The following is a 25,750-nucleotide window of genomic DNA, read 5'->3' on the forward strand; positions in this document are numbered from 1 at the left end:
TCACGAATTATACGAATCCCGTTTTCTCCCGATAGCTGTCGGGAGAGACCGGGATTTTTTTTGACGCTGATTTCGCAGATTACACAGGTTTTTTGCAAGAATCGATAAATTAAATTTCATAGATCATAAATCCTTCGAATTTATGGTTGTGATGAACGGCCAAACTTAAATTTGAAATTTGATTAGCGAAATTGTCCAGGTAAATTCCGAGTTTAACGCTGCGAAATCTGGGAAATCTGCGTCGAACTTGCATTAGAGTATCGAGAGAATTCGATACTCAAACTCATTCACCTTCACCTTTTCATCGAGTTTTAATCCTATTAAAGATTTTCCTAACGGAGAACCTGGTGAAATTACGTAGATAGTTTTTCCATCCAGTTCAACTTTACCCAGCGGAATGATGATGAAAAAAATACCTTTATCTGTGTACACTAAATTTTGACTGGAGACGCTTTGAATAGAGCGTTCTTTATCTATTTTAGTGAGCTGCTCATATTGATTTTTTAGTTCATCCAATTGCCAGCTTAATTTTTCGTGCTCGCTTTGCATTTTTGCACGGGCCGTTTCGTGCTTGTCGCCCGCAGAACTTTTTGTTTCGTTCTCCATAGATCCGCTGATCTCGTCCATAGAAAAAGCAATAAGCTCAATCTTACGACGAACAGTGTCTTTACAATGCTCCAGCACTTTTTCTTTAAAGAGATCCATAGTTTTTATAAAGGTAAACAATAAACCTGTTTGTTCTTACAATCAATTAGCGGCAAACTAAGTGTCTGCACCCGACTAACTTAAGATTCAACTATTAACAATTTGAAGGCCCGTGTTAAAAAGTCAGGTACTGAAACGCTTACGAATAGCTTAACTTAGTTACCCTATTTATGGCAAAGACGACGGAAGTAAAAGAAACCCCCTTAATGAAACAATACAATACCATCAAGGCGAAATATCCTGATGCAATTTTATTATTCAGGGTTGGAGATTTTTACGAAACATTTGGAGAAGATGCAATCAAAGCATCTAAAGTACTGGGTATTGTGCTTACAAAACGCGCTAACGGTTCAGCTTCACACATTGAGCTGGCAGGATTTCCGCATCACTCATTAGATTCATATTTACCAAAATTAGTGCGCGCCGGTTATCGTGTCGCAATTTGTGATCAGCTCGAAGATCCTAAAATGGTGAAAGGTATTGTAAAACGTGGTATTACTGAATTGGTAACCCCTGGCGTTAGTTACAACGATAAGATCTTAAACCACCAGCAAAATAATTTTCTTGCTTCTGTACATCTTGAAAAGGATTCTGCAGGACTTGCTCTTTGTGATGTTTCTACCGGTGAATTTCTTGTTGCGCAAGGCACTCACGACTATATTGAAAAACTCATTCAAAATTTTAAACCTAACGAATTACTTTTCGAAAAATCAAAAAAAACCGAGCTTACCGATTTAATCGGCGATCGTTTTTATTGTTTTGGTTTGGATGATTGGGCTTTTGCTTATGATTTTGGATATGAAAGTCTGACCAAGCAATTTGATACAGTTTCTCTTAAAGGCTTCGGAATTGAAGACCAGCACACCGCCATCAAGGCCTGTGGAGCCATTTTGCATTACCTTGGCGAAACAAAACATGATAAATTAAAACACATCAACCGTGTTAGCCGCATTGAAGAAGATAATTACGTTTGGCTGGATAAATTCACCATTCGTAATTTAGAACTTTATGGAAGCAATCATGAAAACGGAAAAAGCCTGATCGACGTCATAGACAAAACCGTTAGTCCGATGGGCTCGCGTTTATTGAAACGTTGGTTAGCACTTCCCTTAAAAAACATTGACGCTATTAACGAGCGTTTAAACGCCGTTGAATTTTTTGTAACTGAAAATGAGCAACGCGAAGAATTAATTTCTTCTTTAAAAGAAGTCGGTGATCTCGAACGTTTAATTTCTAAAGTTTCTGCCTTTAAAGTAACACCTAGGGAATTGGTGCATTTAAAAAGATCGCTCGGTATTATTTCAGAGATCAAGGACAAAATAAAATCTTCCGCCAACCCTACTCTTCAAAAAATTGCCGATCAGTTAAATCCTTGCCAGGTGATGTTTGAACGTCTCGACAACGAGCTGAATGAAGAAGCGCCCGTTAGCGTTATGAAAGGAAATGTGATAGCCAAAGGAATTAATGCTGAACTGGACGAGCTGCGCAACATTGCTTTTAACGGGAAAGATTATCTATTGCAGATTCAACAACGTGAAGTAGAAAAAACAGGGATCACTTCTTTGAAGGTGGCCTTTAATTCTGTGTTCGGTTATTATTTAGAAGTTACACATTTACATAAAGATAAAGTTCCACAAGAATGGATCCGCAAACAAACACTCACCACAGCTGAGCGTTATATTACCCCAGAATTAAAAGTATATGAAGAAAAAATACTAGGGGCGGAAGAAAAGATCATGTCTATTGAAGTGCAGTTGTTTGAAAACCTGGTGCGCGATCTGGCAGATTACATTGCTCCAATTCAACTCAACGCTAACTTACTCGCAAGACTGGATGTGTTTTGTGGTTTTGCTATTTTAGCAAACAGCAATAATTATAACCGTCCTTTTTTTGGTGAAGGATATGCTATAGACATTACCGATGGCAGACATCCGGTAATAGAAAAACAATTAGCTGTTGGTTTAGATTATGTGAGCAATTCTGTTTATCTCGACAACGATACACAACAGATTATGATGATTACCGGTCCCAATATGAGTGGTAAATCTGCTTTATTACGCCAAACGGCATTAATTGTTTTATTAGCCCAGATAGGATCTTACGTTCCTGCTAAAGAAGCGCGCTTAAGTATTATTGATAAAATCTTTACCCGTGTAGGCGCCACAGACAATATCAGTTCCGGCGAATCTACCTTTATGGTGGAAATGAATGAAACAGCGAGCATTTTAAATAATTTAAGCGACAGAAGTTTAGTGTTGTTAGATGAAATCGGTCGCGGTACTTCTACCTACGATGGTATTTCCATTGCCTGGAGTATTGCAGAATTTATGCATAACCAGCCTGTAAACCGCGCCAAAACACTGTTCGCAACGCACTATCACGAACTAAATGACATGAGTAACCTTTTTCCACGCATTAAAAACTTTAATGTTTCTGTTAAAGAAAGTGGAAATAAAATCATCTTCCTACGCAAGCTGGCAGAAGGTGGAAGCGAACACAGCTTCGGGATTCACGTAGCAAGAATGGCCGGTATGCCGAACTATGTGATTGACCGTGCAAACGCTATTCTGAAAAAATTAGAAAAAGAACACGAATTTGAATTGGAAGGAACGGCAGACCTTGTTATTAATGGCAGTGCAAAGATCCCATCCAAAGATAAAAGTGAAATGCAGTTGAGTTTCTTTCAATTGAATGATCCTTTATTACAGCAAATCAAAGAAGATATTCTAGCTACGGATATCAATACTTTAACTCCGGTGGAGGCGCTATTGAAGTTGAGTGAAATTAAAAAGTTGGTGGGTGGGTAGGGCAAACCTGCCTTCTGCCGCAGATAGTGCAGATAGTGCTGATAGTGCAGGTCTAAGATGGTATTTACTTTTTTAAATTCATCTTCGCTAAACCGAAGGTCATCAAGACCATTTATATCTTACAGTGTGACCAATTTCAATAAAATTATTTCCTATGCAACGCTCGTTATGTGTTTATGCATTAAAGCGTATTGGTTTGTGCTTTTTGCAAGGTATCCTGAGATCGAAGAAGCTTCCCGGATTTTCAGAGCTCAATTTTCTTCCACCTTTCTAATCCTTATAGACTTGTTCGCTTTTGTAGCTGCTTTTTACTTTATCACAAAACTAATTTCCGCAAAAACAGCCCGAATAAGAACCCTGTACATCACTTCCCTTACATTAATTGCGCTCTGTTTGTTTCTCGATTTTTGGAGTAGTTTATAAAAGAAGCATTCCTTAATTCTTTTGATTTTATTTTATGGAAAATTATTAGGTCTGCGTCTAATTGATGAATAGCTAAACGGAAGCATGAAACATTTTAAAATCGAAATTAAAACCCCCTGTGATCAGAATTGGAACGCCATGCCAAAAATCGGAAACGGCGGTTTCTGCAGTCAATGTTCTAAAGTAGTGACCGATTTTGCTGCCATGAGCGACGCAGAGATTCTGCGGATTTTAAGTAAAAAAAACGCGGGTGAGATTTGCGGAAGCTTTTTGCCAGATCAATTAAAAAAAATCTACCCCGCTAATAATTTTGATCACTCAAAAAAACATACAAGCTTAAATTTAGTTCTGGCAGGGCTATTGAGTTTGCCACTCCTTTCTAATGGTCAAAATGCGGTTCAAAAAACAGCTGTTGTAAGACCTGAAGTTCAAACAACAAACTTACAGAAACATGAACGTATTATTAGAGGAAAAATCTTTAACAGAGAAACTAAAGCGGGCATTAGCGCAACGATCAAAGTTTATACAAGCAGAAGAGACACTTTGCCAGTAAGCGCCTTCTACACTAACGGCACTGGAGAATACGAAATCTTACTACCTGATAGTGGCCTTTCAGGATTTTTTAAAATCACCTGTACGTCAGAAAATTTCGTGGAACGCACGGTAGTACTGGACCGAAATAGTCTCCCAAACCGTCTGCATATCAGCCTGCAGGCTTTGCTTATTGTTGAAGTAACGGTAAGTGTTCCTGCTACGGAAGAAGTTATAAGAGACGTAAATGTGATAAGGGATGAAAGAATAATGGGTGCGTCGTTTGCCAATAATCTCTACACAGAAAGACCATCCTTACCAAAACGTGTTTGGTACAAACTAAAACATACAGTCATTAACATGTTTAGAAATCCTAAACAACCTAATTTTTCTCTGCAATAGCCTTCAATAGATCAAGGGCTTTCGGCCAGGTCTCTTTAAAATAGTGTACCATTTTCTCACCAATATCTCCAAACTCGAGGTCCACAGTGAGCTCAGTTTTTCCGTGACTCTCCTTCAAAGTATAATTTTCGTGCCCACCTCTCCATTCGTCATCCTCAGGGCGATTAAGGTACTCCTCGCCTTTTAAAACAGTTCCCATGTGCCTGATAGACAAAAATTCACTGGGTATATTTTCCTCAATTACGGACGACATGCCGTCATTTTTTGAGTCGAGAAATAAAGCTTTGCTTCCTTTTTGCCAGGTAGTGTCAACCCATGAGCCCTCTGCAAAGACAGAAGTCCAGTAACGGTAATTTTGATCTGTGAATAAAGCATCCCACACTTTTTCGCGGGAAGCATTTAGGGTAATTTTAAATTGCTCTTTCATAGTTTCAGTTTTATACAAATATGCTACAATTCAAATGCCACTATGGAGGCTGATCACGAATTTTAAGGGGGTAATTGCGACAGGTTACTCGTACGTTAAAAAAAACCAAAATAAATTTGCGCAGTTAAATAACTGCACGTATATTCGCAGTCAAATAACTGCACAATGGAAATCCGTAGAGATGTTTTTCAGGCACTGGCCGACCCTACCCGCAGGGCCATAATAACTTTAGTAGCGCTTCAGGCAATGACTCCCAGTGCTATTGCAGAGAATTTTGACTCTTCGCGTCAAACCGTATCTAAACACATTCAGATACTTACCGAGTGCCAGTTACTTAGGCAGGAACAAAATGGGCGAGAAATTTATTACCATATTAATGCCAAAAAAATGAAGGAGGTCGCCGATTTTATAGAACCTTTCCGGAGCATGTGGGAGGACAGATTTAATAAATTAGAGGCCGTCATGAAAAAATATAAACGCAAATAAATGGAACGAAAAACAAAAATTACTGCCGAAGATGGTAAACAAGAGTTAACCATCACCAGGGAATTTGATTTGCCTTTGGATTTACTTTTTAGGGCTTATGCAGAACCTGATATTGTTGAGCAATGGATGAATACAAAAGTTTTGAAGCTTGAAAATAAAAAGCACGGCAGCTATCAGTTTGAAACCTCTGATCCCAAAGGAAACGTCGTCTTCCGGTCTAATGGTACAATTCATGACTTTCAAACCAATCTAAAAATCACAAGAACATTTGAAATGGAGAATACTGGTTTTCCCATTCAACTGGAATTTTTAGAATTCGAATCTTTAAGCGATGAAACAAGTAAACTCACCATGCATGTTATTTACAAGTCGGTAGAAGTAAGAGACCAACTACTTAAATTGCCTTTTGCACAGGGCATAAACATGGCACATAACCGCATACAAGAAATTTTAAATCCTCTAAAATAAAAACTCATGACAAAAAGAAACAAAATTATCTATTGGATCGCAACCGGTTGGTTGGCTTTAGGGATGACCGTTACGGGGATCGTTCAGATCCTGAGGATTCCGGACGAAAAAGTTGTCATGGAAAGGCTTGGCTACCTGCCCTATTTTATGGTGCTTCTCGGAATTTGGAAATTACTAGGAGTTATTGCCGTACTTGTTCCCAAATTCGCTCTTGTAAAAGAATGGGCTTATGCAGGATTTTTTTTCGCGATGTCAGGCGCTTTAGTTTCCCATCTTGCTATGGGCGACTCTGCCATTGAACTTTTTGGTCCTTCTCTGTTACTGGTATTGACTTCTGTTTCATGGTATTTCAGACCAGCTGAAAGAAGACTTATTGCAACTGTTAAATAAGATTTCTAATTTCATTCTAAGAAAAGAATTATGAGCGAGACCAACCCGAAAGTTGATTTTTATTTTACGAAAGCCAAAAAATGGCAGAAAGAAATAGACCTGTTAAGAACCATAGTATTAGACAGCGGCTTAACCGAAGAATTAAAATGGGGTGTGCCTTGTTATACTTTAGATGGAAATAACGTAGTTTTAATCCATACTTTTAAAGACTACTGTGCGCTCTTATTTCATAAAGGCGTGCTTATAAAAGATGTAAAAGCAGTACTTATTCAGCAAACCGAAAATGTTCAGGCTGCGCGCCAAATGCGGTTTACGGATCTTCGCGAAATTATTGATCTGAAGACCACGATAAAAACATACATTAAAGAAGCTATAAAAATTGAAAAATCGGGTGAAAAAGTTCCGATGAAAGAAACCAGGGAATTTAAAATGCCTGAAGAATTTAAAAGCAGGTTAGAGAAAAACGCAGGTCTTAAAAAAGCTTTTGAAACTTTAACTCCGGGAAGACAAAGAGGCTATTTACTTTATTTTTCATCTGCGAAACAATCGTCCACACGGGAATCAAGAATAGAAAAATATATCCCTCAAATCCTTAAAGGAAAAGGCGTGGATGACTAGAAATTCAAACCTATTTTAAAATACTAGTAAATCCTTCAGTACTCCAACCCATTTCACTATGAAAACGTCTAAAAAAGAATCAAACTATTCAGACCTATTGCAAGTTCTAAAAAACCGTTTTGAAAAAAACATGAACCGTCATAAAGGCCTTGATTGGGCCAAGGTACAAGCAAGACTGGAAGCTCATCCTGAAAAACTCTGGTCGATCGACCAAATGGAATTAACCGAAGGGGAACCGGATGTTGTGGGCTATGATAAAAAAACGGGTGAATTTATTTTTTATGATTGTTCAGAAGAAAGTCCGAAAGGACGAAGAAGTTTATGTTATGATCACGAGGCCCATTCATCGCGTAAAGAAAACAAACCAAAAAACAGCGTTATGGCCATGGCGGAAGAAATGGGCGTTGAACTTTTAACAGAAGAAGAATACAGAGAGTTACAGGAGCTTGGAAATTTCGACAGGAAAACATCGAGTTGGCTTGTTACCCCTGCTAACATTCGCAAGTTAGGCGGCGCGCTGTTTGGAGATCGTCGCTACGATACTATTTTTGTTTACCATAATGGGGCTGAATCCTATTATGCGGCACGCGGATTCCGCGGTTCTGTAAAAGTTTAAGGAGCGTTAAACAGACTACATTTTAGATCACGCCTACACAGGCCTTTTCTTTTACAATTTCCCGCAAATAGAATTCCGATGTAAGTTTTTCCATCATTTTGGGTAGAAAATGTGGTTATTTTTTTGTCTATTTGAAAAAACAGACAACAGAGTAATTCCGGATTAAACGAAGCTTACCCAAATTTTTGATAAAAAGGAAATACATATATTTTTATGTTTTTGCGTTTGCACTGCTAGTGTCAAGCATCCTGTTTTTTTTCAAAGCGTACCGCCAATTAGAAGAATACATCGACTTAAGTGCGAGGGCAAATAAGGTACATAATAGCTTTAACAACCTTTCCCGACATGTTAACAACGCCGCGGTAATTTTCCCTGAAGTGCTTGCGGTAGCTAACCAGTTTCAACCTCATTTTTTTTATACGGATAGTCAAACGGTGATAGTTGAGCTTGAGAAATTACAAGGCCTGGTGGCAGATTCGATGAATAGAAGAATAGCCAAATCAGTTGATGTTTTGATTCGTTCTGAACTAGCTTGGCTAACAAGAAGCAATGTGATTGATTCTATTGTAAATCGCCGGGCGCAGGCCCACCTTCATGCTCTGCGTTCTATAAACACGCTATTAGAACAAGGTGTTCAGCGAACAAATTTTTTAGTGGAGCATCGCAAAGAAAACTTAAATAAGGCCTTAAAAGAGGATGGTATTGCCCTACTCATCTTTATTTTGCTCTTCGGTGTTGTGCTTATTTCCACTACAACAGGTTTGTTTGATCAACGTTCAAAAAGAAAAAACAAAGAACAGGAACTTTCAGAGAAAGAAGATCGTTTCAGTAAAACACTTGACGGCCTTTTAGAAGGTGTACAGATACACGATTTTAACTGGAGATACATATACGCCAACGACACCCTTGAAAGGTATAGTATGGGTTCTAAGGAAGAACTTATAGGCCTGACATTGATGGAAAAATATCCAGGCATAGAACATCTGGAAGTTTTTAAAATCCTGGAGGAATGCATGGTAAAAAGAATAAGCCGCCAGTTTGAAACAACATTTATTTTTCCAGATGGCAGAAGGGCAGACTTTGAACTGAGTGCGCACCCCGTGCCAGAAGGTTTGTTTATTCTGTCGATGGACATTACGGCGCGTAAAAAAACAGAATTAAAACTAAAAGAGGTAAACCGTCTTTATGCCTTTATAAGTGCCATTAATCAAAATATAGTACATGTAAACACCAGAGAAAAACTTCTTTACAATGCCTGCAATATCGCTGTAACTATTGGCGAATTTAAAACCGCCTGGATAGGATGGTTAAACGCTGAAAATAAAATTGACATGATTGAAGTGTGCGGCGATCACCCTACTACCGACGGTGGCAAACATCTTAATCTCGATTATACAACAGATTTACTTAAAGATACTCCAACGGGCAGAGCTTTGAGAACAGGCGAACACGCTGTATGCAACGATGTAGAAAATGATCCTTGCATGCTACCCTGGAAAGATGAATTTGTGACAACAGGTTTAAGGTCAAATAGTACCTTCCCGATTAAAAAATTTGGAAAGGTGGTTGGCGTGTTTGCTTTTACATCCGGAACAAAAGATTTTTTTGACACACAAGAAGTGGCCTTGCTGCAAGAAGCTGTGGGGGATGTTTCTTTTGCTCTTGAAATTATGGACAAAACAAAAAAACATGAAGAAACTGAAAAATTAATTGTCCAGAATGAAAAACGTTTCCGCGCCCTCATCGAAAAAAGTACAGATGTAAAAGTACTTACAAGCCTGAATGCTACGATCATTTACTGCAGTCCTTCGATCACTAAAGTATTGGGATATAGCGAAGAGGAATTTGTACATAAATCTGCGGCTCTATTTTTTCACCCGGATGATCTTGCCGCTTTTGCTGACAAAAGAAGTCAACTATTAAATCAGCCCGGAGAATCACTTTCTTTTTTGCACCGGTTTTTACATAAGAATGGAACATGGCGCTGGTGCGAAGGCATGGTGACCAACATGTTTCACGAACCGGCCATTAATGCATTTGTCACTAATTTTAGCGATATAACCGAAAAAAAACTCATTGAGGAAGAACGTGAAAAAATGAGTCGCGATATTACCGACAGGAATAAACACCTTGAACAATTTGCTTACATCATTTCACATAATCTTCGCTCTCCGGTTGCGAACATCCTGGGCTTAAGCAATCTTATAAAAAACAGTACTTCTCCCGAAGAAAAAGAAGTGATGCAGAACTATTTATTTACCGCAGTGCAAAAGCTGGACACAGTCGTAATGGACTTAAATAAAATACTGGAGTTAAGGTCTGTTCTTGGTATGGAGAAAGAGCAGATCAGTTTAGAAAATCTTGTAAGTGATATAGAGGCCAGTATTCAAACTTATATAATGGATGAAAGCGTTACTATACTCACCGATTTCTCAGAAATAGAGCACATTACTTCTGTTAGAAGTTACATTCACAGTATCTTTTACAATTTAATTTCAAACAGTATCAAATATAAAAAAACCGGACTCAACGTTACAATTACTATAAAAAGTAGCCTGGAAAAAGAAAAAATAAAACTGTCTTTTAACGATAATGGGATAGGTATGGACCTGAATCGCTATGGAGACAAAGTGTTTAAGCTCTATCAAAGATTTGAACGCCACATAGAAGGCAAAGGAATGGGGTTGTTTATGGTTAAGTCGCAGGTAGAAACCCTGGGCGGAACAATAAGAGTAGCTAGTAAGCCAGGATATGGTACCGAATTTATTATTGAATTACCCCTGCAAGATGATTAGGCAACTTTTAAAATTTAACTACTACAAACTACTTCACAAATCGGATTTTTTCTGCCAGGACAGATAAGTCTTTTCCGTTCAGGAGCCCTATATTTGCTTTTCCGCAACTACTGCCGAACCATGAACCAGAAAGATACAAAGCGACTTCCCAGGTTAACTGCCATTTTAAACCAGCTGCAAACCAAGCGGCTTTTAACGGCAACGGAACTGGCTGAGAAATATTCTGTAAGTGTAAGAACTATTTACAGAGATATGCGGTCGCTAGAACAATCGGGAGTTCCCATTGTTACCGAAGAAGGAAAAGGTTATAGCTTAATGGAAGGTTATAGAATTCCGCCTGTAATGTTTACTGAAAGTCAGGCAAACGCACTGATCATTGCAGAACAATTAGTTTTAAAAAATAAAGATGCCTCTTTCGTAAAAGAGTATTCTGAAGCAATAGACAAAATTAAAGCCGTTCTGGGGCACGCTGTAAAAGACAAAGCCAATCTTTTAGCACAGAGAACACGCTTTAGTCAGAATACAAACAGCGAAAAAAACAGTAATAATTTATCTGACCTTCAGTATGCCCTTACAAATTTTTATGTAATAAAGGTTGACTACACCAACGAATCAAAAAAAAGCACAAGCCGTCTCATCGAACCCTTTGCTTTATTAAGTACCCAGGAAAACTGGCTGTTAGTGGCCTGGTGCAGGATGCGCAACGAGTTCAGATATTTCCGGCTCGACCGGATTAAAAAACTGGAAGTCCTTTCAGAAAAATTTAAGCCACAAAAAATGAGTCTTCAGGATTTTTTTGACAAAAATTATTAGGTCATTTTAACCCCTGACATACCTCTGTCGCCAACGGAATTTACTTTTGTTTAAACTTTAAAATTAAACATATGATAAATTCTTTTTCGGCCATCAAGTGGCTCGGTGTTCTTGCGGCCTTTGTTCCCTACTTTATGCTGGGGGCTTTGTGGTTTACGGTCTTCTTTAAAAAACAGTATTTAATTTCTTTAGGAAAAGAGAATGCACCTCAGCAAAAACCAGCGGCTATTTTTATTATTGGTCCTGCTATTTGTTGTTTAGTGATAACAGTTGCCACTGCTCTACTCCTTTATGCCCTTGAGGTTTCCTCTTATTCTTTATCCATTGAATTAGCACTAGTAGTAGGTATTGGATTTTTGGTTGCGAATACAGTGAACATTGCCATCAATCCAAATATTCCGAAACCTCTTTTGTACGGTTTTATAAGTGGAACTTACCATTTAGCTGGTATACTACTTGTGTGCGTTGTTTTGTTTGCGATGAAATAATTTAAGAAAACTCTATTGAAAGTAACTGAACACTAAAGCCTCACGAATGAGGCTTTAGTGTTTTTTCAATCTTTTCGACCTAAACTATTTTGCCGATAACGTTACAAGCACAGCATCCAGGTTTACTAATGACATCGTCATTCCAGCTTTAAAGCCTTCCATGATACCTTCCATGCGTTCAAGAGATTCGTTGTAGATGGTAATTTTCACTTTTGTGATGCCATTCTCTTCACTGAATGTATAATCCCAATCAGAACCGTTGGGATCGGGATTTTCATCTTTATCTGTAAAGACATTAAACATTTTAAAATTTGTTTTAGGACTTATGGACGTGTAAGTCTGCAAGGCCCAACGTTCCATGCCTTCAGGACTTACCATAGCGTAAAATCTTTTCCCGCCCACTTTAAAATCCATGTATTTTGTTTTGGCGGTAAATGGCTTGGGTGCCACCCATTGGTCGAGGATTTCTTTTTTTGTAAATGCATCCCATACCAGTGAAAGTTCAGCATCGAACTCTCTGGTTATATACACGGTTTTAGCTGCTTTGTCGACAGTGAAATCAAATAGCAAATTGTTGTTCATTTTTTCTGTTTTTTAAGAGTTAATAATACTTTATCGAGTTGATTAAATTGCGTTTCCCAAATACTTCTGTATTGCTCAAGCCATTTGTCTATCTCCTTAAGTTTTTTCACTTCCAGCTTGTAATAAATTTCACGGCCTTGTTGCTCTTGTTTAACAAGCTCACACTCGGTTAAAATCTTTATATGGTTTGACACACCCTGACGCGATATGTCAAAATACTCTGCAAGAGCATTTGGCGTCATTGCCTGTACCGCTATGAGGCCGATAATAGCGCGCCTCGTAGGGTCGGCTATAGCCTGAAATACATCTCTTCTCATTCTAAATCATTTTTATTATGCAAGCAATCGTTTGCAAATATAAACGCAAACAATCACTTGCGCAATTTTTTTTGTAGTTTTTTTCTGAGAACTAAAAATGGTAGGAATTGGGCTGCGATTCAATATAATCTTGAACTTAAATGCGCGCTGCTATTTTAGTAGTTGGTTACAGGAGTAAAGAGCCGCGATCGACGAATACTTTCTCGCTTAATTGCCAAATAAACGGGTGAAACTGTGGCGACCTAAGGGCCGAAAAAAAAATAAAATTCTTCAAAAAAAGTTTTGTCAACCAAAAACTTTAAGTACATTTGCATCCCGATCGAAAGAACGCCTTTTGGTTCAGAGATCAGGACACCAAGCGAAAGTAGCTCAGTTGGTAGAGCGTAACCTTGCCAAGGTTAAGGTCGCGGGTTCGAGACCCGTCTTTCGCTCAAAAAAAGAGCTGAAAAGCTCTTTTTTTAATCATTTTACAGGTTGTTCTCGACTACGCTCGAACTGACAATACGTAAAATGGTACGTTGCAGGATTTAAAAAAGCAACGAATATCACCTGCCTGGGTGGAGATCCCGATAGCTATCGGGAGGTAGACCGCAGGACTTAAAATCCTACGTTGCAGGATTTAAAAAAGCAACGAATATCACCTGCCTGGGTGGTGGAATTGGTAGACACGCAGGACTTAAAATCCTGTATCCTTACAGATGTACGGGTTCAAGTCCCGTCCCGGGTACTAGACCGGACTTCTCTTCAGAATTTAGAGAAGTCCGGTTTTTAATTTGTGCTAAATCCTTTGAAAGATCAGCGATGTGATTGAACACTGAATTTATTTCAGCGGTTCGATAATGGTCAATTTTTGCATCGTAACCCAAACCGGCAGGAAATATGGTATTCTGGAATATCTGTTTTTGATAGAAGTCTCCTGAATCCCACATTTTGCCTAAGTTGCAGGCCATTTTGCAAGTGTAATTTATCAGCTCTTTTGGGTTCGATAAGTTTTGCTCCAATTCTGCTAATTTTTCGGAAATGGCTTTGATCTTCTTTTCCATTTCTTCGGCAAATTCAGTGTAAACATCTAAACTTACCTGTCCTAAAGCATGTCTTTTACGTAAAACTTTGAACTCCTCTTCGGCAGAATTTAGTTGAAAGGATAATCCCTTCTTTTCCCCCACATTGGTTTCGGTCAGGTTTTCCCAGGTGTAGCCCAATTGAACTTTTAGAGGCTCCATAAAGACGCTGCTAATCTCGAAGCGGGATAATAGTTCCTGAAACTTAGAGTGCATAACCTTAACGCTTCGGTTTAATTTAACTCCCACCTTGTTTGCCTTGTAATAATACAGCCCTTTCTTTTTAGCAAGATAACCTGTAAATGGCACTCCGGTTTCAGCATCCTTTACAAAGATTTTGAGCGGCAGGTTATCATTTACCCTGTTACTTTTAAAGCCTTCTGTTTTCTTTAGCTCGTTCACCCTGAAAAACAACTCCTCACTGATCAGTTCAGGATGTTTCCCTTTTACTAGCTCGCCATTCAAGAAATTGTGCGAAAGATAGCCACAGTAAAATGGGTTCCTGAAAGTATCGGTAAGTCTTTGTTTTGGCAGTGTCATACCATAGTCTATCAGCTTCTCTACAATGTGATCGTAGGTCATGCCATTGGCACGCCATTCAAATGCTTGCCGGACTAACTCACCCTGCTCATTAATGATAATGGTTTGTTTTTCAGCTCCCTTCACATAGGAATAACCTTTGGGCGCAACGCCTATCCATTCGCCTCGGAGCAGCTTTTCGCGCATGCCATCAATGGTTTTCTGCCTGCGCAGGTCATTGTCGTACTTGCTAAAAATAAACTGTATGTTCTGCTGTAAAGCTCCTGCATGTGAATTGGTGTCAATGGGTTGTGTTACTGCTAAAATGTTAACGCCCACGTTCTTTAATTCACCGGCAATATAAATTGCGCTATCGCCCGTGCGGCTGAACCTATCAAGACTGTAAACAAGAATGTAAGAGATCTCTTCTTTACTCGCCTTTACAAATTTCAGCATTCGGTTAAATTCCTTGCGCTCGTCGCTTTTGGCGCTCTCATAAGTTCCGCCGAAGTGGCCTTTAATGTTGAATTTATTTTTAACTGCGTATTCCTCGCAATATTTTTTCTGCCATTCAAGGCTTTGGTTGGTTTCCATCTGCTCTTTCGAGCTTACACGGGTATAAATGACGCAATTTAATATTCCCGTGATAATTGTTTCTGGCTGCTTGCCTTTTGCAAATTGCTTAAGCAGCAGGTCGGTGTTTGGTTTCATGATTTTCTTCTTGGTTTAATTGTTTTACATTTTCATATTTCTCTTTCATGAACAGTTCGTAAAACAGAATAGAAAGTCCTTCTATTGTTTTGATGGCCTGCTCCGCTTCTTCTTCAGTAAAACTCTCAAAGCCAGGAAAATTCCTCAACTCATCTACGCCTAGTTTTTTGTGTTTTTTCATTTTCACCTCCCAGCATGTCAAAGAACTCATGTGCTAAACCCAATGAAATCGGGTTTCCAGTCTAAGATACTCAAATCTTTCCACACACAAAAGTTCTTTTATTCACAGCCATAAGGGCTGTGAGTACTGCTATTATTTTAAGTTATATTCATAAATATTTAATTCAAGATTGCACTGACTGAACTTTTCTTTTCTGAAGAGCTCGCCAATCCGTAAAGGGTTACTATCTGATTCATCTCTTGTTTTCATCTTGAGTTTGTTCGGCCTTTTTGGCTTAGGTTTTCATGTTAAGGCTAATTTGAGATTTTCCAGATATTTGGTTTTCCAGGCTTTGTGTCGACAAGTAGACGAACAGTAAAGTGAATCGTTCCTTTTTGCAGTATAAGATTTGTCACACAGAAAACAAGTTACCTGGTAAGAAACGTAGTGTCTTCTCCGCCAACCTTTGTTGCGGCAAGATGGTGAACAATACATGGCATCGTTACGGTTGGCTTTGAAAGTATCACCACATATGGTACAGTTTAATTCATGCATGTTGATTGTGTTTTAAATGTTATTGGCTTTTAGGGCTTACTTAGTGTTCAGGTTAAAATCCGTCGTCTCTGGTTTCTGTTTTTCTTTTTTCTACGATGATTTTTTCTTTTTATTTTATTACAGTTCAGGCATGGAGCTTCCTTTCCACCTTTCGGTAGTTTTTCGCTTTCCTTTTTGTTTCAGGTGAAAGTTTTGGAATCCTTCTTCAAAGGTGTTTTTAAACACGGGCTTCCCCATACCTTCACACTTGCAGTCGCTACACCCGCCTTTGGTGCAACTCTTGCATCATAAAACTCCAAACGCATACATTAGTTTGTCGACCAGAATATTTAACGGAAGAACTTTTTAAAGCCTATTTACCCATATAAAACTCCAGACACATTTTTAAATGTTACCGACTATTTCTCTTTTGTATAGTTTAGAACGTAATGACAGGACGAATTTAACTTGAAAGCTGAAAAAAACCTCGTCGGTACTTTGTAGGTTGCGACAATTTCTAAATTAACCTCGCGTAAAATGAAGGTTTCAGAGCTTTGTTTGCCTACAAAGATTTTTTTGAGTTACTTTTGTTATAGATATTTTCGCCTCTTTGGTTGGATTATTCCAGAAATATGGAAAAGAAAACAGACTAAATTCGTCAAATTAAAAGGATGAATTGTTGGGTATAAATGTATTTCTGAAAATACGTGAGCCAATTACTTTTAAGGACTGGATTAGAAAATGTTCTTAAACATAATTCTGACGTTACCCATTTTAGTTTATTTCATTAGCGATTACTTAATAAATGTTTAGTTCAAGATCTGTATTTTTAATTGTGAGTGTCAAACGTTTGTTTCCGGGGCACTATTTAATTAACGATAATGGAATAAATGTTTAGGTTAAGACTGGCGTTTTTTGTCATTAACAAAACGTTTGTTTCCAGAGCGCTATTTAATTAGTAATTACGCAATAAATGTTTAGATTAAGACTGATATTTTTACTCGTCGTTAGCAAACGTTTGTTTCCAGAACCTTATTTAATTAACGATCACGGAATAGATGTTTAGATTAAGACTAGTGTTTTTACCTGTCATCAACAAACGTTTGTTTTGACGAAGTAGAAAAAATAGTTACCCAAAAGAAAACGTTTAGTGCTGATCGAAAGGCATTGGATTATGATCTTTGATCGGGTAACCCTGCCTGTGAATTTTTCCAGGTGGCCGGCTTTCTCCTTATACTCAAGGTTTTTATGCAAAGCGGACATTTCCAATCCGGTACCTGTTTTCCTTACTTTATACTACTCGTTTGTTGGTTAGAATTACTCGGGTAAATTATTTTACCTGTGTAATTTTTACTTGAGTAATTCTGATTTTAGTGCGAAAGTAGATTCTTATAAAAGCATAAAAAAGATCTCAAATTACCCGGAGGAAAGCATTTAAATCCTATTCAATCATATTATGGTAGTGTTAAGCGCCTTATTTGGCGTTGGCATGATCCACTTTGCACCAGGGTAATAGCTATCTTTACCCTAAAAAAAGGCGATGATGCGATACCTTATACCGATTCTTTTATATTCCGGCTGCCTGATCAGCCAGACAGATACTTTACCGAAAATCCCTTTCGACGGTATGGACCTTACCTGGATCAACGGGCAAAGTCGTATCAGCAATCCCATCCTGGTTTTAAGGGACAAAAAAACGGGCGAAGCGATTATAACAGGAACGGGTTATTTGGATGCGGATTACAATTATAATTTTGCAAATCCTATTGATAACACGCACACGATCTCCTCTACAATTGGGCGTCATAACGAGGTGCATATTAACCTGGCCAGTGTTGGCGTCGATGTGGCCTATAAAAATATGATTGGCAGGATACTTCTGCAATATGGAGCTATGCAGCACATTGTACAAGAATTGGACGAAAGCGTAACCCGGGGAAGAAATACCGGCACCGGCAACCTGAAATTTATACGCGAGGGTGCTGCGGGTTATCATTTTAATAAATGGTACGGCATTAACCTGGAAGCTGGCATTTTTATGAGCTACATGGGCTTAGAGAGTTATATGGTGCAGGATAACTGGTGTTTTCAGCGCAGCCTTGTGTGTGAGTTTACACCGTTTTACTTTCAGGGTGCGCGTTTGCAAATATATCCTTCGAAAAAGGTAAAGCAGGAGATCTGGTTATTGAACGGCTGGCAATCCTATAACAGCTTTGGAAATTCCCCAGGTGTAGGGAGTTCTACCTATTGGAGGCCAAATGATAATTTACAGTTGGTTGCCAACTTTTATTATGGACACGATACTAAGAATCCCGACACTTTGGGGCATCAGTCAAAACGTGCCCGTTTTCACCATGACAACAGTATTGTGCTGAGATATTACAAAAGGCGTGATTCTAAAGGGATTTCTCAAATGGCCTTAAGTCTTAATTCACACTACGGCTTTCAAAATGGTGTTGATAAAGGCGACAGCATTACGCCAAAAGATCATTTCATGTATGGCACGTCGCTTTGTAACCGTATCTGGTTTTATAAAAACAAGTGGGCCGTTACGTTACGTGGCGATGTAGTGTCCAATGGAGGCGCCTACCTTGCCTTCTCCCCTTCGCCAGTTGCACCAAATGGCTATACAGATGAACTGGCTAAAAATCCTTCAAAGCCTTTAAATATCGCTCAGGGTACTGTCACATTTGATTACATGCCTACAGAGTATACTACTTTTCGTTTGGAATTTGGGTATCGCCAGGCCAATATGCCTTATTTTGCCGGACATGGTGGTACAACCTCGCCTTCAGGATGGACAAATGGCCCTACTACCACAATCCCCTGGAGACCTGACCTTCAAAAATCAGACAGCCGGATTACCGCGGTCATAAATTTCAGGTTCTGATATACTCTTTAAGCCTGGTGGTACACTTGTAAGTTATGCTATTGCTTTTGCATTGAACATTAACAAATCGGCGGTAATGTTGTTACTTGCTTTGAAAGCAAAATTACTTTGGTTGAATTATTTGTCAAATGACCGCAAGGCAGGGTTTTATAATATTTGGTCGGGTAAAGGAAGTGATAAATTCAGAAGAGAAATAAAAGAAGATTTTGCAGAGTTAATGAAGCTATTGGAAAACGGAATTATTAAGCAGCAAATAGCAGCAAAATTTCCTTTAGAAAAAATTACCGAAGCAGTGGAATTAGCCGATTCTAGAAACATTTATGGGAAGGCAATACTCATCACATAAGTACTTTTTAGTCAAAGTGAAATCTCTTAAAGAATCATACTGCCAAAAAAATTTAATATTGAGATTGTATTAAAATACGCTGAAAGGTAGTCATATGGCTTAAAATTTGCTACTTTGCGCCACTTTAGCGTTTATGGAAAATACAATTATCAACCGCAAGCAAATTAGCCTGGAAAAAAATAAAGAAGTAGCTTTTAAGATCCCCTATTTAATTAATCCGTCTGAATGTACTTTTCATGTTGAAACGGCCCCAAATTCACTGACTCGGGATTGTATTATTCAGTTTCTATTACGAAGTACAAAAATTGGCGCAGAACGTAAAAAAGTGGTAGTGTCGATACAGATTAACGAAATGGGAGAAGCAAAGTTATTTAAAGATACAAATATGCAAGGCGATCATATCCTTTTAGGCTGTATTTCAAATGAAAACATCAACTTTGCTCTGACCATCAGCAAAAAATCCTCAAGTTTGATCCGTTAAATGGAATTGAGGACAGCGTTGCAGTGAGTACTTCTCTAATTCTCACAGTTTTCGTATTTTTGCGGCCTTTAACGAGAAAAATGAACCCCTACTTAGAAAAGCTAAAATCCGAGATTGAGCCCGTAAGAAAACAACTGATTGATCACCCGGTCTATTCTGGTATAAGATCTATTGCACATCTAAACGTTTTTATGGAACATCACGTTTACGCGGTATGGGATTTTATGTCCTTATTAAAATCATTACAGAGAAATCTTACTTGCGTTGAGCTACCTTGGTTGCCCGTGGGAAGCCCCGAAACAAGATATCTGATAAATGAAATTGTATTAGGGGAAGAGTCCGATGTAGATGAGGCAGGAAATCGTGCAAATCACTTTGAATTATACTTAAGAGCAATGGAACAAAGCGGTTGTAATATGAGTACGATTCATGCGTTCATCAAAAGCATTAGCAAGAAAATCCCGCTCACAGAAAGTATTTCTATTGCAAATGTTCCGAGTGAAGCGGGAGAATTTATTCGTAACACCTTTTCGGTTGTAAATGCTAATATCCCACACATTCAAGCGGCTGTTTTTACGTTTGGAAGGGAGGATCTTATTCCCGGAATGTTTGTCAGTTTTGTCAACGAACTGAATAAACAAACAGATAATAAAATGAGTATTCTTAAATATTATCTTGAAAGACATATTGAAGTTGATGGAGAACACCATTCGCATTTGGCGTATCAAATGACAGAGGAACTTTGCGGTACTGATTTAAAAAAATGGGAAGAGGCAACAGCAGCGGCTAAAAATGCTTTGTACCAGCGTATTAAATTATGGGACTTTATTCTGCATAGAATTAAAGTTTCTGTAACAGTATAAAAATAGTGCGATGCGAGATAAGGTTACTTTCGTTAGCATGTGTTATTATTCTGTAATCTTGGCCGGTGTTTCACTAAAACACGCTACCTACATCCTAATTTAATACAAATTCATAAAAATTATTGTCAAAATCAGGAAATTTCGCAATAAGATCTATATCCTCAGCTAAGTCCTTTATTAGTGGCAGCCCTAGGCTATTCTTCTTAAGTTTTTCTTTAAAATCAAAACCCTTCCCATTGTCCCCTATTTTTATAACAACTCCCCCATTTTCTGATTTCTTAACATCGATTGTAAATAAATAGTTGCTATTGCCTGGATAAGCATATTTGTATGAGTTAATAAATACTTCTGTAATAATTAAGCCGAGGTGCAAAGCACTTTTTGTTGGCAGATACCAATCTAATTGAACAATCCGAGGAATAATATTGTCGGCAACTTCTGGATGAGACCTTTTAAATTCCATCACCAACTCTTGCGAATAATCACAAAGGTTGACTTCGGTATAGTTTTTGGTCTGATACAATAGTTCTTGAATTTTAAGCATTGAGAAAATACGCTGTTCATATTCCTCAAATATGAGTGCGGGATCAATAGATTTACCTTGATGCTTACCCAATCGCAGCAGACTTATCAGTATAGCAAAATTATTTTTCACCCGGTGGTTTATTTCCTGAATCAACAGATCTTTTTCCTTTAACGCGCCGTCAAGCTTAGCCTGGGCAGCTCTGCGATAACGAGCCTCCAGATTGGATGCCAGAACCATAGAAACACTAAGCGCAAAGGTTTGTTCTTCGGGGGTAAATTCACGCTCCTTTGATCCAGTCTTTTCAAAACAAATAACACCTACTAATTGCGCTTCAATCCTTAATGGAATATCCATTAGGGAAATGATATCGTTTGGTTTCGAGTAAATTTCATTAAACTGTTCTGTCAATTTATTATTGTAAACATTAGGAATCAAAAGGATCTTGTCAGTTTGTAAAGCCTCAAAATAATCAGGAAACCTTCTTTTTTTAAGGACGCTATCCTTTTTAAAAAATTTAGATCGGTGGTCGTATTCACCAATAGATATTAATGCATCTTTTTTGGGATTAAACAACCAAACATTTATTCGCTCAATTCTAAGACTATGAACCAGCTTACGACCAAATTCCAACATTAACAAATCAATATCATCCCTATCTAAGACATGAATTTTCGAAACATTATCTAGTTCTTCTAAAAGATTAATTGACTCGTTCAACTTACTAAACTTTTAATAAATATAGTACTTTAGGCGCCAAAATGAAATAGGTGATTAAAATAGCTTATCCTAGTTGTTTTCTTCGATAGCACACATCTAAGAAGTTGTGATATCGTAATTTCAAACTGAAGAGTTTTTCTCCTATATTCGCCTGGTTTTTTTTAAGTAACGTTTGTTACCTAAGCTTATGGTCTCAGTAAGAAATATAAGATGGCATAACACCAAAAAGAATAAGCTTCCAAAAGATGGACAAGAAGTGTCAATTATCGCTGATGGAATAAGTTATATCGCTGTTTACAATGAGGTAGAGCGATGTTTTGCGATAAAGGATTACATGAATGCAAAGCTCAGTGTTGAAGGCGTAGTGATTTTTTGGTCTGAGAATTAACAACTAAATTGAAATTTCCATCTGAAAGACACTTTTTAACTATGATATTACCAAGACCATTGTATGAATAATGACTGACTATAAACCAATCTTACCTTCCACCCAATAAGGCTGTGTTATTATATTTCTACTGCTTATTCCTTTCTCTTTTAAGGCTTTTCTAAAATTCTGAATAGATTTGGCATTCCCCATTAAGTAAAAAACTCCAGTCTTCCATAAAGCCCATACAGATTCATCCAGACTTTCTAAAGAATGAATCGCATTTTCTGCTTTGTTTGCTGAAATAGGAACGACATCCAACATACATTCTAAATTCATTTCTGAATGGAACGAATCATTATTCACCTCTAACACACCAATATAATTTTGTCCGTTTTCGTCTATTGCATTCTTTAAACTTTTAAAGAATCCTATCGTTGTTTCATCGCCAAAAAAGAAATGGTATTTGTAATCCTTTTTATAAAAATCAAAGCCTCTTGGTAAACCAATTCGAAGTGTATCGTTTAACTTCAAATTCGCAATATAATGACTGCCCGGGCCATTTCCATGTAAATGGAAGATTACTTCGCAAATTTCTTCAGAACTATTCCAATAGGATGGTGTATAATTTCTGAAGTTGGTATCATCTACACGTACGACTATGGCCTGACCAACTTTAAATTTCACATTTGTAAAATCACCTTTAAATGTAATTTTCTTTATGTACGGATTTATATAGGTAATATCAGAAACAACTACTTGTCGGGATTTGCCACTAAAAATGCTTTCCATTGCATCGGCTGCCCATTTAGGTACTTTTGGCATATATAATTTATTTTGCCTGCAAAATACCGCCAAAAAAATTAGTTGTTGATTTGAGAGGTAGAGGATATGATTGGACTATTCACGGAATTTGTTCCTGAATAACAAGGGTGTTTCTTTGGTCAACTTCTTGAATAACCTTGAAAAATAAGCATGGTCTTCGAAGCCAAGTGTGAAAGCAACGGTTTTTACATCATCGTTTGTGTAGTATAAATTTCTTTTTGCTTCTAGTAGCATCGCATTCTGTAAATAATTTGTTACTGACATACCAGTTGTAGCTTTGACGCTATCATTTAAATGGGAAGTTGTTATGCTTAATTTTTCAGAAAAAAAAGAAGGGAGATTCAGGAATGAAAATTCAGAAACAAGCTGCTTAAACTTTTGTGTTATTAAATAGGCTTGGTTCTTTGGGCTAACAGATTTCTTTTCGGCATCGACAAAAATTGCTGTTACTCGATTTATCAAAGCATTAAACAAGCTATGTATTATAAATGTTTTATGTGTATTATTCTCGGCAAATGCCTTATGTAATAATGAAACAGTAGCGAGTAAACTATTTTTTTCTTTGGCCGGAATTTTTAAATATTGCTGTGAGGTTGTTAAACTTTGAAATGTATTTGCACAATGATCAGGCATTAAAAAGGGTGCGATACTAATGAAATAAGCTTCTGCATCAGTACTGATTTTTCCCGCAGAATGAACCTGATAGGGCTTAATCAAAAAAACACCTTTTGATTCAACCGTCATCTTTTCCATGTCACATTGTATCGTTCCTTTTCCTTTTGTAAGAATTACTAGAACATAATAATCATCACGATGATCCTTTAAAGTATGCAAGTATTTTAAGCTTTCTTCATAAACTATATTGCTAATATCCAAACCACCAATGGCTCTGGCATTTTGTTTATTAAGCGGAATTTTATGTAAGACTTGCGACATTATTTATTATAATGTAAAAGTAGTGAAATAAGATCTGGCAAAGCGCTCTTTCATCCTTATAGTTTAGGACTTCATTTAACTAAGTTAGTTGTCATTTCTTGGTTAGAATAAGTAACTTTACTCAATATATTATCTACTCAAAAACAGGTGGCTGACTTTCTTCAATTCTGTAATCAATTCTCTCCGCTTACTGAAGAAGCGACAGATGAATTATTTAGAAATCTAAAAACGAAAACTTTTAAAAAAGGTGAATATTTATTGAAAACAGACGAAGTTTGTAAGCATCTAATTTTTATAAACGAAGGGCTTGCAAAATTATTTTTCATTAAAGATGGCAAAGAGTTCATAAATGTTTTTGCTGTAGAAAACAGGTTATTTAGCGCCTTTGAAAGCTATCTCACCCAAACGCCTTCTAATTTTATGCTACTTGCTTTGGAGGAAACAACGGTAACGCTTATCAGTTATGAAGAAATGGAGAGACTGTGCAAAAAACATCATTGTATGGAAACATTCTTCCGAAAATTAGTCTCTGTTGCTGCTACTAAAATGACCAGGAGAATAAGTGAGATGCTTGAAGAAAATGCTACTAACCGTTACAACCAGTTTATAAAAGAAAATAGTGGAATCGTTCAACGTATCAGTCTGGGTGATTTAGCCAGCTATCTTGGTATTACACAACAATCATTAAGTAGAATTAGAGCCAAGAAGTGATTTTTTACCATTTGGTAAAAGATAGTTCGTTTGCTGTGTGTAGGTTTGTAAAAAATATAATCATGGCAGAAAATACAAATTCAAAATGGGTAATTGATCTTAATCATTCCGAGGTTCAATTCAAAGTAAAGCATCTAATGATCTCAAATGTTTCAGGCACTTTTAAATTATTTAATGGCGAAGTTCAAAGTGAAATCGAAGATTTTAATAATGCGAAAGTTAGTTTTGAAATTGACACGAACAGCATTGATACGAATCAGACAGAGCGTGATACACACCTCAAATCAACGCTTTTTTTGGATACGGAAAAATTTCCAAAAATAATTTTTGATGGATCTCTGCAAAAGAAAGATGCCGATTATGAGCTTATTGGTGACTTAACAATATGCGCAGTAAAGAAGCGTATTAAAATGGAAGTTGAACACACTGGAATCGGAAAAGGTAGGTTTAATGATACAAGAGCTGGATTTGAGGTAAATGGAAAAATCAATCGCAAAGACTTTGGGCTTAATTTTGCATTGCTTACAGAAGCAGGAAGCATGGTTGTAGGTGAAGAAATAAAACTCCATTTTGATATACAACTTATAAAACAATCAACTTAATTTTTGACTAATTATATTAAAACACATACATTACACTAAGCGATGTTCAACAAAAAGTGCCGCCCTTGACAGGCAGCACTTTTTGAAAAAAATTCTAAAACTTTACAACCAAGGTAACCGCTAATTATACCGGCAATGTGATATCTTCTCTATCTGTAACACATGGTGATATAGCATTTGCAAGTGGTTTACTATTTGACTTCGTTTTTTTCTTGCCAATTGAAATTTCCTATTCGCTTTGCGATAAGCCACCGGTTCTCAATACGAACATAATCGTCCTTGTAAATTGCCCCGATAGTGGTCTTCATTTTTTTGCCTTCCTCCCTGCCGATTAAGGTTATCAGGCAATAACAAGTTCCAGTAGCGTTATTACCATCTATAGTAACCACTTGCTGACCGTTAAAATGGTAAACGGTTTCAAAGTCGTTAAGAAATTTGCCAAAGGCTTCTTCCATTTCTTTTCGGCCTTCCAGTTTTAAGATCGAAATCTCTCCAGCTAAAGTTTCTGCCACTGCATTTTCGGTAAATAGCTGCACTTGCTTGTTAAAATCTTTTTTATCTCCCAATATCGAAATGTTATCAATAAGTTCTTTGAGAGATATTTTATCCTCTATGTCTTTAAGATTCATAATA

The 25,750-nt window shown here is 37.5% G+C and carries 28 protein-coding genes and 2 tRNA genes; 20 read left to right on the top strand and 10 right to left on the bottom strand.

Annotated elements, in window-relative coordinates; translation table 11 throughout:
• Positions 1 to 252: 252 nt before the first annotated feature.
• Complete coding sequence (locus CNR22_03505; GenBank protein PBQ30879.1) at positions 253 to 705, bottom strand: 3-oxoacyl-ACP synthase; 453 nt, start codon at positions 703 to 705, stop codon at positions 253 to 255.
• Between the two features lie 170 nt (positions 706 to 875).
• Here CNR22_03505 and CNR22_03510 point away from each other — a divergent pair, with 170 nt between their 5' ends.
• From CNR22_03510 to CNR22_03520, 3 genes are all read left to right on the top strand, one after another.
• The gene (locus CNR22_03510; protein ID PBQ30880.1) at positions 876 to 3,512 is read left to right on the top strand and encodes a DNA mismatch repair protein MutS; all 2,637 of its coding nucleotides are present in this window, start codon (positions 876 to 878) and stop codon (positions 3,510 to 3,512) included.
• 126 nt (positions 3,513 to 3,638) lie between these two features.
• Complete coding sequence (locus CNR22_03515) at positions 3,639 to 3,935, top strand: hypothetical protein (GenBank protein PBQ30881.1); 297 nt, start codon at positions 3,639 to 3,641, stop codon at positions 3,933 to 3,935.
• Between the two features lie 84 nt (positions 3,936 to 4,019).
• Complete coding sequence (locus tag CNR22_03520) at positions 4,020 to 4,868, top strand: hypothetical protein (protein PBQ30882.1); 849 nt, start codon at positions 4,020 to 4,022, stop codon at positions 4,866 to 4,868.
• On the opposite strand, the gene CNR22_03525 is transcribed toward CNR22_03520, so the two are convergent.
• Positions 4,849 to 5,295 (bottom strand): ATPase, encoded by a 447-nt coding sequence (locus CNR22_03525; protein PBQ30883.1) that lies wholly within the window; start codon positions 5,293 to 5,295, stop codon positions 4,849 to 4,851. The two genes, CNR22_03520 and CNR22_03525, sit on opposite strands and share 20 nt — an antisense overlap.
• Before the next feature lie 165 nt (positions 5,296 to 5,460).
• Here CNR22_03525 and CNR22_03530 point away from each other — a divergent pair, with 165 nt between their 5' ends.
• The 8 genes from CNR22_03530 to CNR22_03565 all read left to right on the top strand — a co-directional run bounded on the left by CNR22_03530 (position 5,461) and on the right by CNR22_03565 (position 11,969).
• On the top strand, positions 5,461 to 5,781 hold the full coding sequence (locus tag CNR22_03530; GenBank protein ID PBQ30884.1) for a transcriptional regulator: 321 nt from the start codon (positions 5,461 to 5,463) through the stop codon (positions 5,779 to 5,781).
• A complete protein-coding gene (locus CNR22_03535) occupies positions 5,782 to 6,249 on the top strand; it encodes an ATPase (GenBank protein ID PBQ30885.1) in 468 nt (155 codons plus the stop codon).
• A gap of 6 nt (positions 6,250 to 6,255) precedes the next feature.
• Positions 6,256 to 6,639, top strand: coding sequence for a DoxX-like family protein (locus tag CNR22_03540; GenBank protein ID PBQ30886.1), 384 nt, complete (start codon positions 6,256 to 6,258; stop codon positions 6,637 to 6,639).
• Positions 6,640 to 6,669: 30 nt separating this feature from the next.
• Entirely contained in the window at positions 6,670 to 7,257 is a 588-nt protein-coding gene (locus CNR22_03545) for a hypothetical protein (GenBank protein PBQ30887.1), read from the top strand.
• A gap of 58 nt (positions 7,258 to 7,315) precedes the next feature.
• Complete coding sequence (locus tag CNR22_03550) at positions 7,316 to 7,873, top strand: hypothetical protein (GenBank protein ID PBQ30888.1); 558 nt, start codon at positions 7,316 to 7,318, stop codon at positions 7,871 to 7,873.
• Positions 7,874 to 8,109: 236 nt separating this feature from the next.
• On the top strand, positions 8,110 to 10,668 hold the full coding sequence (locus tag CNR22_03555) for a hypothetical protein (protein PBQ30889.1): 2,559 nt from the start codon (positions 8,110 to 8,112) through the stop codon (positions 10,666 to 10,668).
• Positions 10,669 to 10,788: 120 nt separating this feature from the next.
• On the top strand, positions 10,789 to 11,481 hold the full coding sequence (locus CNR22_03560; protein PBQ30890.1) for a DNA-binding transcriptional regulator: 693 nt from the start codon (positions 10,789 to 10,791) through the stop codon (positions 11,479 to 11,481).
• Positions 11,482 to 11,552: 71 nt separating this feature from the next.
• Complete coding sequence (locus CNR22_03565; protein PBQ30891.1) at positions 11,553 to 11,969, top strand: hypothetical protein; 417 nt, start codon at positions 11,553 to 11,555, stop codon at positions 11,967 to 11,969.
• A gap of 84 nt (positions 11,970 to 12,053) precedes the next feature.
• On the opposite strand, the gene CNR22_03570 is transcribed toward CNR22_03565, so the two are convergent.
• Together CNR22_03570 and CNR22_03575 are read right to left on the bottom strand one after the other, a co-directional pair.
• Positions 12,054 to 12,551, bottom strand: coding sequence for an ATPase (locus CNR22_03570; GenBank protein PBQ30892.1), 498 nt, complete (start codon positions 12,549 to 12,551; stop codon positions 12,054 to 12,056).
• Positions 12,548 to 12,868, bottom strand: a complete 321-nt coding sequence (locus CNR22_03575) for a transcriptional regulator (GenBank protein ID PBQ30893.1) — start codon at positions 12,866 to 12,868, stop codon at positions 12,548 to 12,550. The genes CNR22_03570 and CNR22_03575 overlap by 4 nt, the downstream gene beginning before the upstream one ends.
• Before the next feature lie 358 nt (positions 12,869 to 13,226).
• On the opposite strand from CNR22_03575, the gene CNR22_03580 reads away from it, so the two are divergent.
• Together CNR22_03580 and CNR22_03585 are read left to right on the top strand one after the other, a co-directional pair.
• Positions 13,227 to 13,302 (top strand) — tRNA-Gly (locus CNR22_03580).
• 209 nt (positions 13,303 to 13,511) lie between these two features.
• Positions 13,512 to 13,598 (top strand) — tRNA-Leu (locus CNR22_03585).
• Here the strand turns inward: CNR22_03585 and CNR22_03590 are convergent.
• Entirely contained in the window at positions 13,561 to 15,159 is a 1,599-nt protein-coding gene (locus tag CNR22_03590; protein ID PBQ30894.1) for a hypothetical protein, read from the bottom strand. The two genes, CNR22_03585 and CNR22_03590, sit on opposite strands and share 38 nt — an antisense overlap.
• Complete coding sequence (locus tag CNR22_03595; protein ID PBQ30895.1) at positions 15,131 to 15,340, bottom strand: hypothetical protein; 210 nt, start codon at positions 15,338 to 15,340, stop codon at positions 15,131 to 15,133. Before CNR22_03595 ends, CNR22_03590 begins: the two co-directional genes overlap by 29 nt.
• A gap of 2,053 nt (positions 15,341 to 17,393) precedes the next feature.
• Here CNR22_03595 and CNR22_03600 point away from each other — a divergent pair.
• From CNR22_03600 to CNR22_03615, 4 genes are all read left to right on the top strand, one after another.
• Positions 17,394 to 18,743, top strand: a complete 1,350-nt coding sequence (locus CNR22_03600) for a hypothetical protein (protein ID PBQ30896.1) — start codon at positions 17,394 to 17,396, stop codon at positions 18,741 to 18,743.
• Positions 18,730 to 19,089: a hypothetical protein gene (locus CNR22_03605; protein PBQ30897.1), complete on the top strand. Its 360-nt coding sequence runs from the start codon at positions 18,730 to 18,732 to the stop codon at positions 19,087 to 19,089. Before CNR22_03600 ends, CNR22_03605 begins: the two co-directional genes overlap by 14 nt.
• Positions 19,090 to 19,222: 133 nt before the next feature.
• Positions 19,223 to 19,570 carry a hypothetical protein gene (locus CNR22_03610; GenBank protein PBQ30898.1) on the top strand — a complete coding sequence of 116 codons (348 nt, stop codon included), beginning with the start codon at positions 19,223 to 19,225 and terminating at the stop codon, positions 19,568 to 19,570.
• A gap of 80 nt (positions 19,571 to 19,650) precedes the next feature.
• Positions 19,651 to 20,433 carry a heme oxygenase gene (locus tag CNR22_03615; protein ID PBQ30899.1) on the top strand — a complete coding sequence of 261 codons (783 nt, stop codon included), beginning with the start codon at positions 19,651 to 19,653 and terminating at the stop codon, positions 20,431 to 20,433.
• A 94-nt stretch (positions 20,434 to 20,527) separates the two neighbouring features.
• On the opposite strand, the gene CNR22_03620 is transcribed toward CNR22_03615, so the two are convergent.
• Positions 20,528 to 21,676 (bottom strand): hypothetical protein, encoded by a 1,149-nt coding sequence (locus CNR22_03620; GenBank protein PBQ30900.1) that lies wholly within the window; start codon positions 21,674 to 21,676, stop codon positions 20,528 to 20,530.
• Positions 21,677 to 21,863: 187 nt separating this feature from the next.
• Here CNR22_03620 and CNR22_03625 point away from each other — a divergent pair, with 187 nt between their 5' ends.
• Complete coding sequence (locus CNR22_03625) at positions 21,864 to 22,064, top strand: hypothetical protein (protein PBQ30901.1); 201 nt, start codon at positions 21,864 to 21,866, stop codon at positions 22,062 to 22,064.
• Between the two features lie 78 nt (positions 22,065 to 22,142).
• Here the strand turns inward: CNR22_03625 and CNR22_03630 are convergent, their stop codons facing one another.
• Both CNR22_03630 and CNR22_03635 read right to left on the bottom strand, forming a co-directional pair.
• A complete protein-coding gene (locus tag CNR22_03630) occupies positions 22,143 to 22,868 on the bottom strand; it encodes an oxidoreductase (GenBank protein ID PBQ30902.1) in 726 nt (241 codons plus the stop codon).
• A gap of 75 nt (positions 22,869 to 22,943) precedes the next feature.
• Positions 22,944 to 23,804, bottom strand: a complete 861-nt coding sequence (locus tag CNR22_03635; GenBank protein PBQ30903.1) for an AraC family transcriptional regulator — start codon at positions 23,802 to 23,804, stop codon at positions 22,944 to 22,946.
• Positions 23,805 to 23,930: 126 nt separating this feature from the next.
• Between CNR22_03635 and CNR22_03640 the strand changes: the two genes are divergently transcribed.
• Together CNR22_03640 and CNR22_03645 are read left to right on the top strand one after the other, a co-directional pair.
• Complete coding sequence (locus CNR22_03640) at positions 23,931 to 24,515, top strand: hypothetical protein (GenBank protein PBQ30904.1); 585 nt, start codon at positions 23,931 to 23,933, stop codon at positions 24,513 to 24,515.
• Between the two features lie 62 nt (positions 24,516 to 24,577).
• Positions 24,578 to 25,117: a hypothetical protein gene (locus CNR22_03645; protein ID PBQ30905.1), complete on the top strand. Its 540-nt coding sequence runs from the start codon at positions 24,578 to 24,580 to the stop codon at positions 25,115 to 25,117.
• A gap of 191 nt (positions 25,118 to 25,308) precedes the next feature.
• Here CNR22_03645 and CNR22_03650 read toward each other — a convergent pair whose 3' ends face one another.
• On the bottom strand, positions 25,309 to 25,746 hold the full coding sequence (locus CNR22_03650) for a bile acid 7-alpha-dehydratase (protein ID PBQ30906.1): 438 nt from the start codon (positions 25,744 to 25,746) through the stop codon (positions 25,309 to 25,311).
• Between the last annotated feature and the right edge of the window lie 4 nt (positions 25,747 to 25,750).

Source organism: Sphingobacteriaceae bacterium (genome assembly GCA_002319075.1).
Taxonomy (GTDB): domain Bacteria; phylum Bacteroidota; class Bacteroidia; order B-17B0; family Aurantibacillaceae; genus Aurantibacillus.

What these genes read in the sequence shown, in the direction of transcription:
- CNR22_03505 (PBQ30879.1), bottom strand. Translation starts at nt 705, where the DNA reads ATGGATCTCTTTAAAGAAAAAGTGCTGGAGCATTGTAAAGACACTGTT.
- CNR22_03510 (PBQ30880.1), top strand. Translation starts at nt 876, where the DNA reads ATGGCAAAGACGACGGAAGTAAAAGAAACCCCCTTAATGAAACAATAC.
- CNR22_03520 (PBQ30882.1), top strand. Translation starts at nt 4,020, where the DNA reads ATGAAACATTTTAAAATCGAAATTAAAACCCCCTGTGATCAGAATTGG.
- CNR22_03525 (PBQ30883.1), bottom strand. Translation starts at nt 5,295, where the DNA reads ATGAAAGAGCAATTTAAAATTACCCTAAATGCTTCCCGCGAAAAAGTG.
- CNR22_03530 (PBQ30884.1), top strand. Translation starts at nt 5,461, where the DNA reads ATGGAAATCCGTAGAGATGTTTTTCAGGCACTGGCCGACCCTACCCGC.
- CNR22_03535 (PBQ30885.1), top strand. Translation starts at nt 5,782, where the DNA reads ATGGAACGAAAAACAAAAATTACTGCCGAAGATGGTAAACAAGAGTTA.
- CNR22_03540 (PBQ30886.1), top strand. Translation starts at nt 6,256, where the DNA reads ATGACAAAAAGAAACAAAATTATCTATTGGATCGCAACCGGTTGGTTG.
- CNR22_03545 (PBQ30887.1), top strand. Translation starts at nt 6,670, where the DNA reads ATGAGCGAGACCAACCCGAAAGTTGATTTTTATTTTACGAAAGCCAAA.
- CNR22_03550 (PBQ30888.1), top strand. Translation starts at nt 7,316, where the DNA reads ATGAAAACGTCTAAAAAAGAATCAAACTATTCAGACCTATTGCAAGTT.
- CNR22_03560 (PBQ30890.1), top strand. Translation starts at nt 10,789, where the DNA reads ATGAACCAGAAAGATACAAAGCGACTTCCCAGGTTAACTGCCATTTTA.
- CNR22_03565 (PBQ30891.1), top strand. Translation starts at nt 11,553, where the DNA reads ATGATAAATTCTTTTTCGGCCATCAAGTGGCTCGGTGTTCTTGCGGCC.
- CNR22_03570 (PBQ30892.1), bottom strand. Translation starts at nt 12,551, where the DNA reads ATGAACAACAATTTGCTATTTGATTTCACTGTCGACAAAGCAGCTAAA.
- CNR22_03575 (PBQ30893.1), bottom strand. Translation starts at nt 12,868, where the DNA reads ATGAGAAGAGATGTATTTCAGGCTATAGCCGACCCTACGAGGCGCGCT.
- CNR22_03590 (PBQ30894.1), bottom strand. Translation starts at nt 15,159, where the DNA reads ATGAAACCAAACACCGACCTGCTGCTTAAGCAATTTGCAAAAGGCAAG.
- CNR22_03595 (PBQ30895.1), bottom strand. Translation starts at nt 15,340, where the DNA reads ATGAAAAAACACAAAAAACTAGGCGTAGATGAGTTGAGGAATTTTCCT.
- CNR22_03600 (PBQ30896.1), top strand. Translation starts at nt 17,394, where the DNA reads ATGATGCGATACCTTATACCGATTCTTTTATATTCCGGCTGCCTGATC.
- CNR22_03610 (PBQ30898.1), top strand. Translation starts at nt 19,223, where the DNA reads ATGGAAAATACAATTATCAACCGCAAGCAAATTAGCCTGGAAAAAAAT.
- CNR22_03615 (PBQ30899.1), top strand. Translation starts at nt 19,651, where the DNA reads ATGAACCCCTACTTAGAAAAGCTAAAATCCGAGATTGAGCCCGTAAGA.
- CNR22_03625 (PBQ30901.1), top strand. Translation starts at nt 21,864, where the DNA reads ATGGTCTCAGTAAGAAATATAAGATGGCATAACACCAAAAAGAATAAG.
- CNR22_03630 (PBQ30902.1), bottom strand. Translation starts at nt 22,868, where the DNA reads ATGCCAAAAGTACCTAAATGGGCAGCCGATGCAATGGAAAGCATTTTT.
- CNR22_03635 (PBQ30903.1), bottom strand. Translation starts at nt 23,804, where the DNA reads ATGTCGCAAGTCTTACATAAAATTCCGCTTAATAAACAAAATGCCAGA.
- CNR22_03645 (PBQ30905.1), top strand. Translation starts at nt 24,578, where the DNA reads ATGGCAGAAAATACAAATTCAAAATGGGTAATTGATCTTAATCATTCC.
- CNR22_03650 (PBQ30906.1), bottom strand. Translation starts at nt 25,746, where the DNA reads ATGAATCTTAAAGACATAGAGGATAAAATATCTCTCAAAGAACTTATT.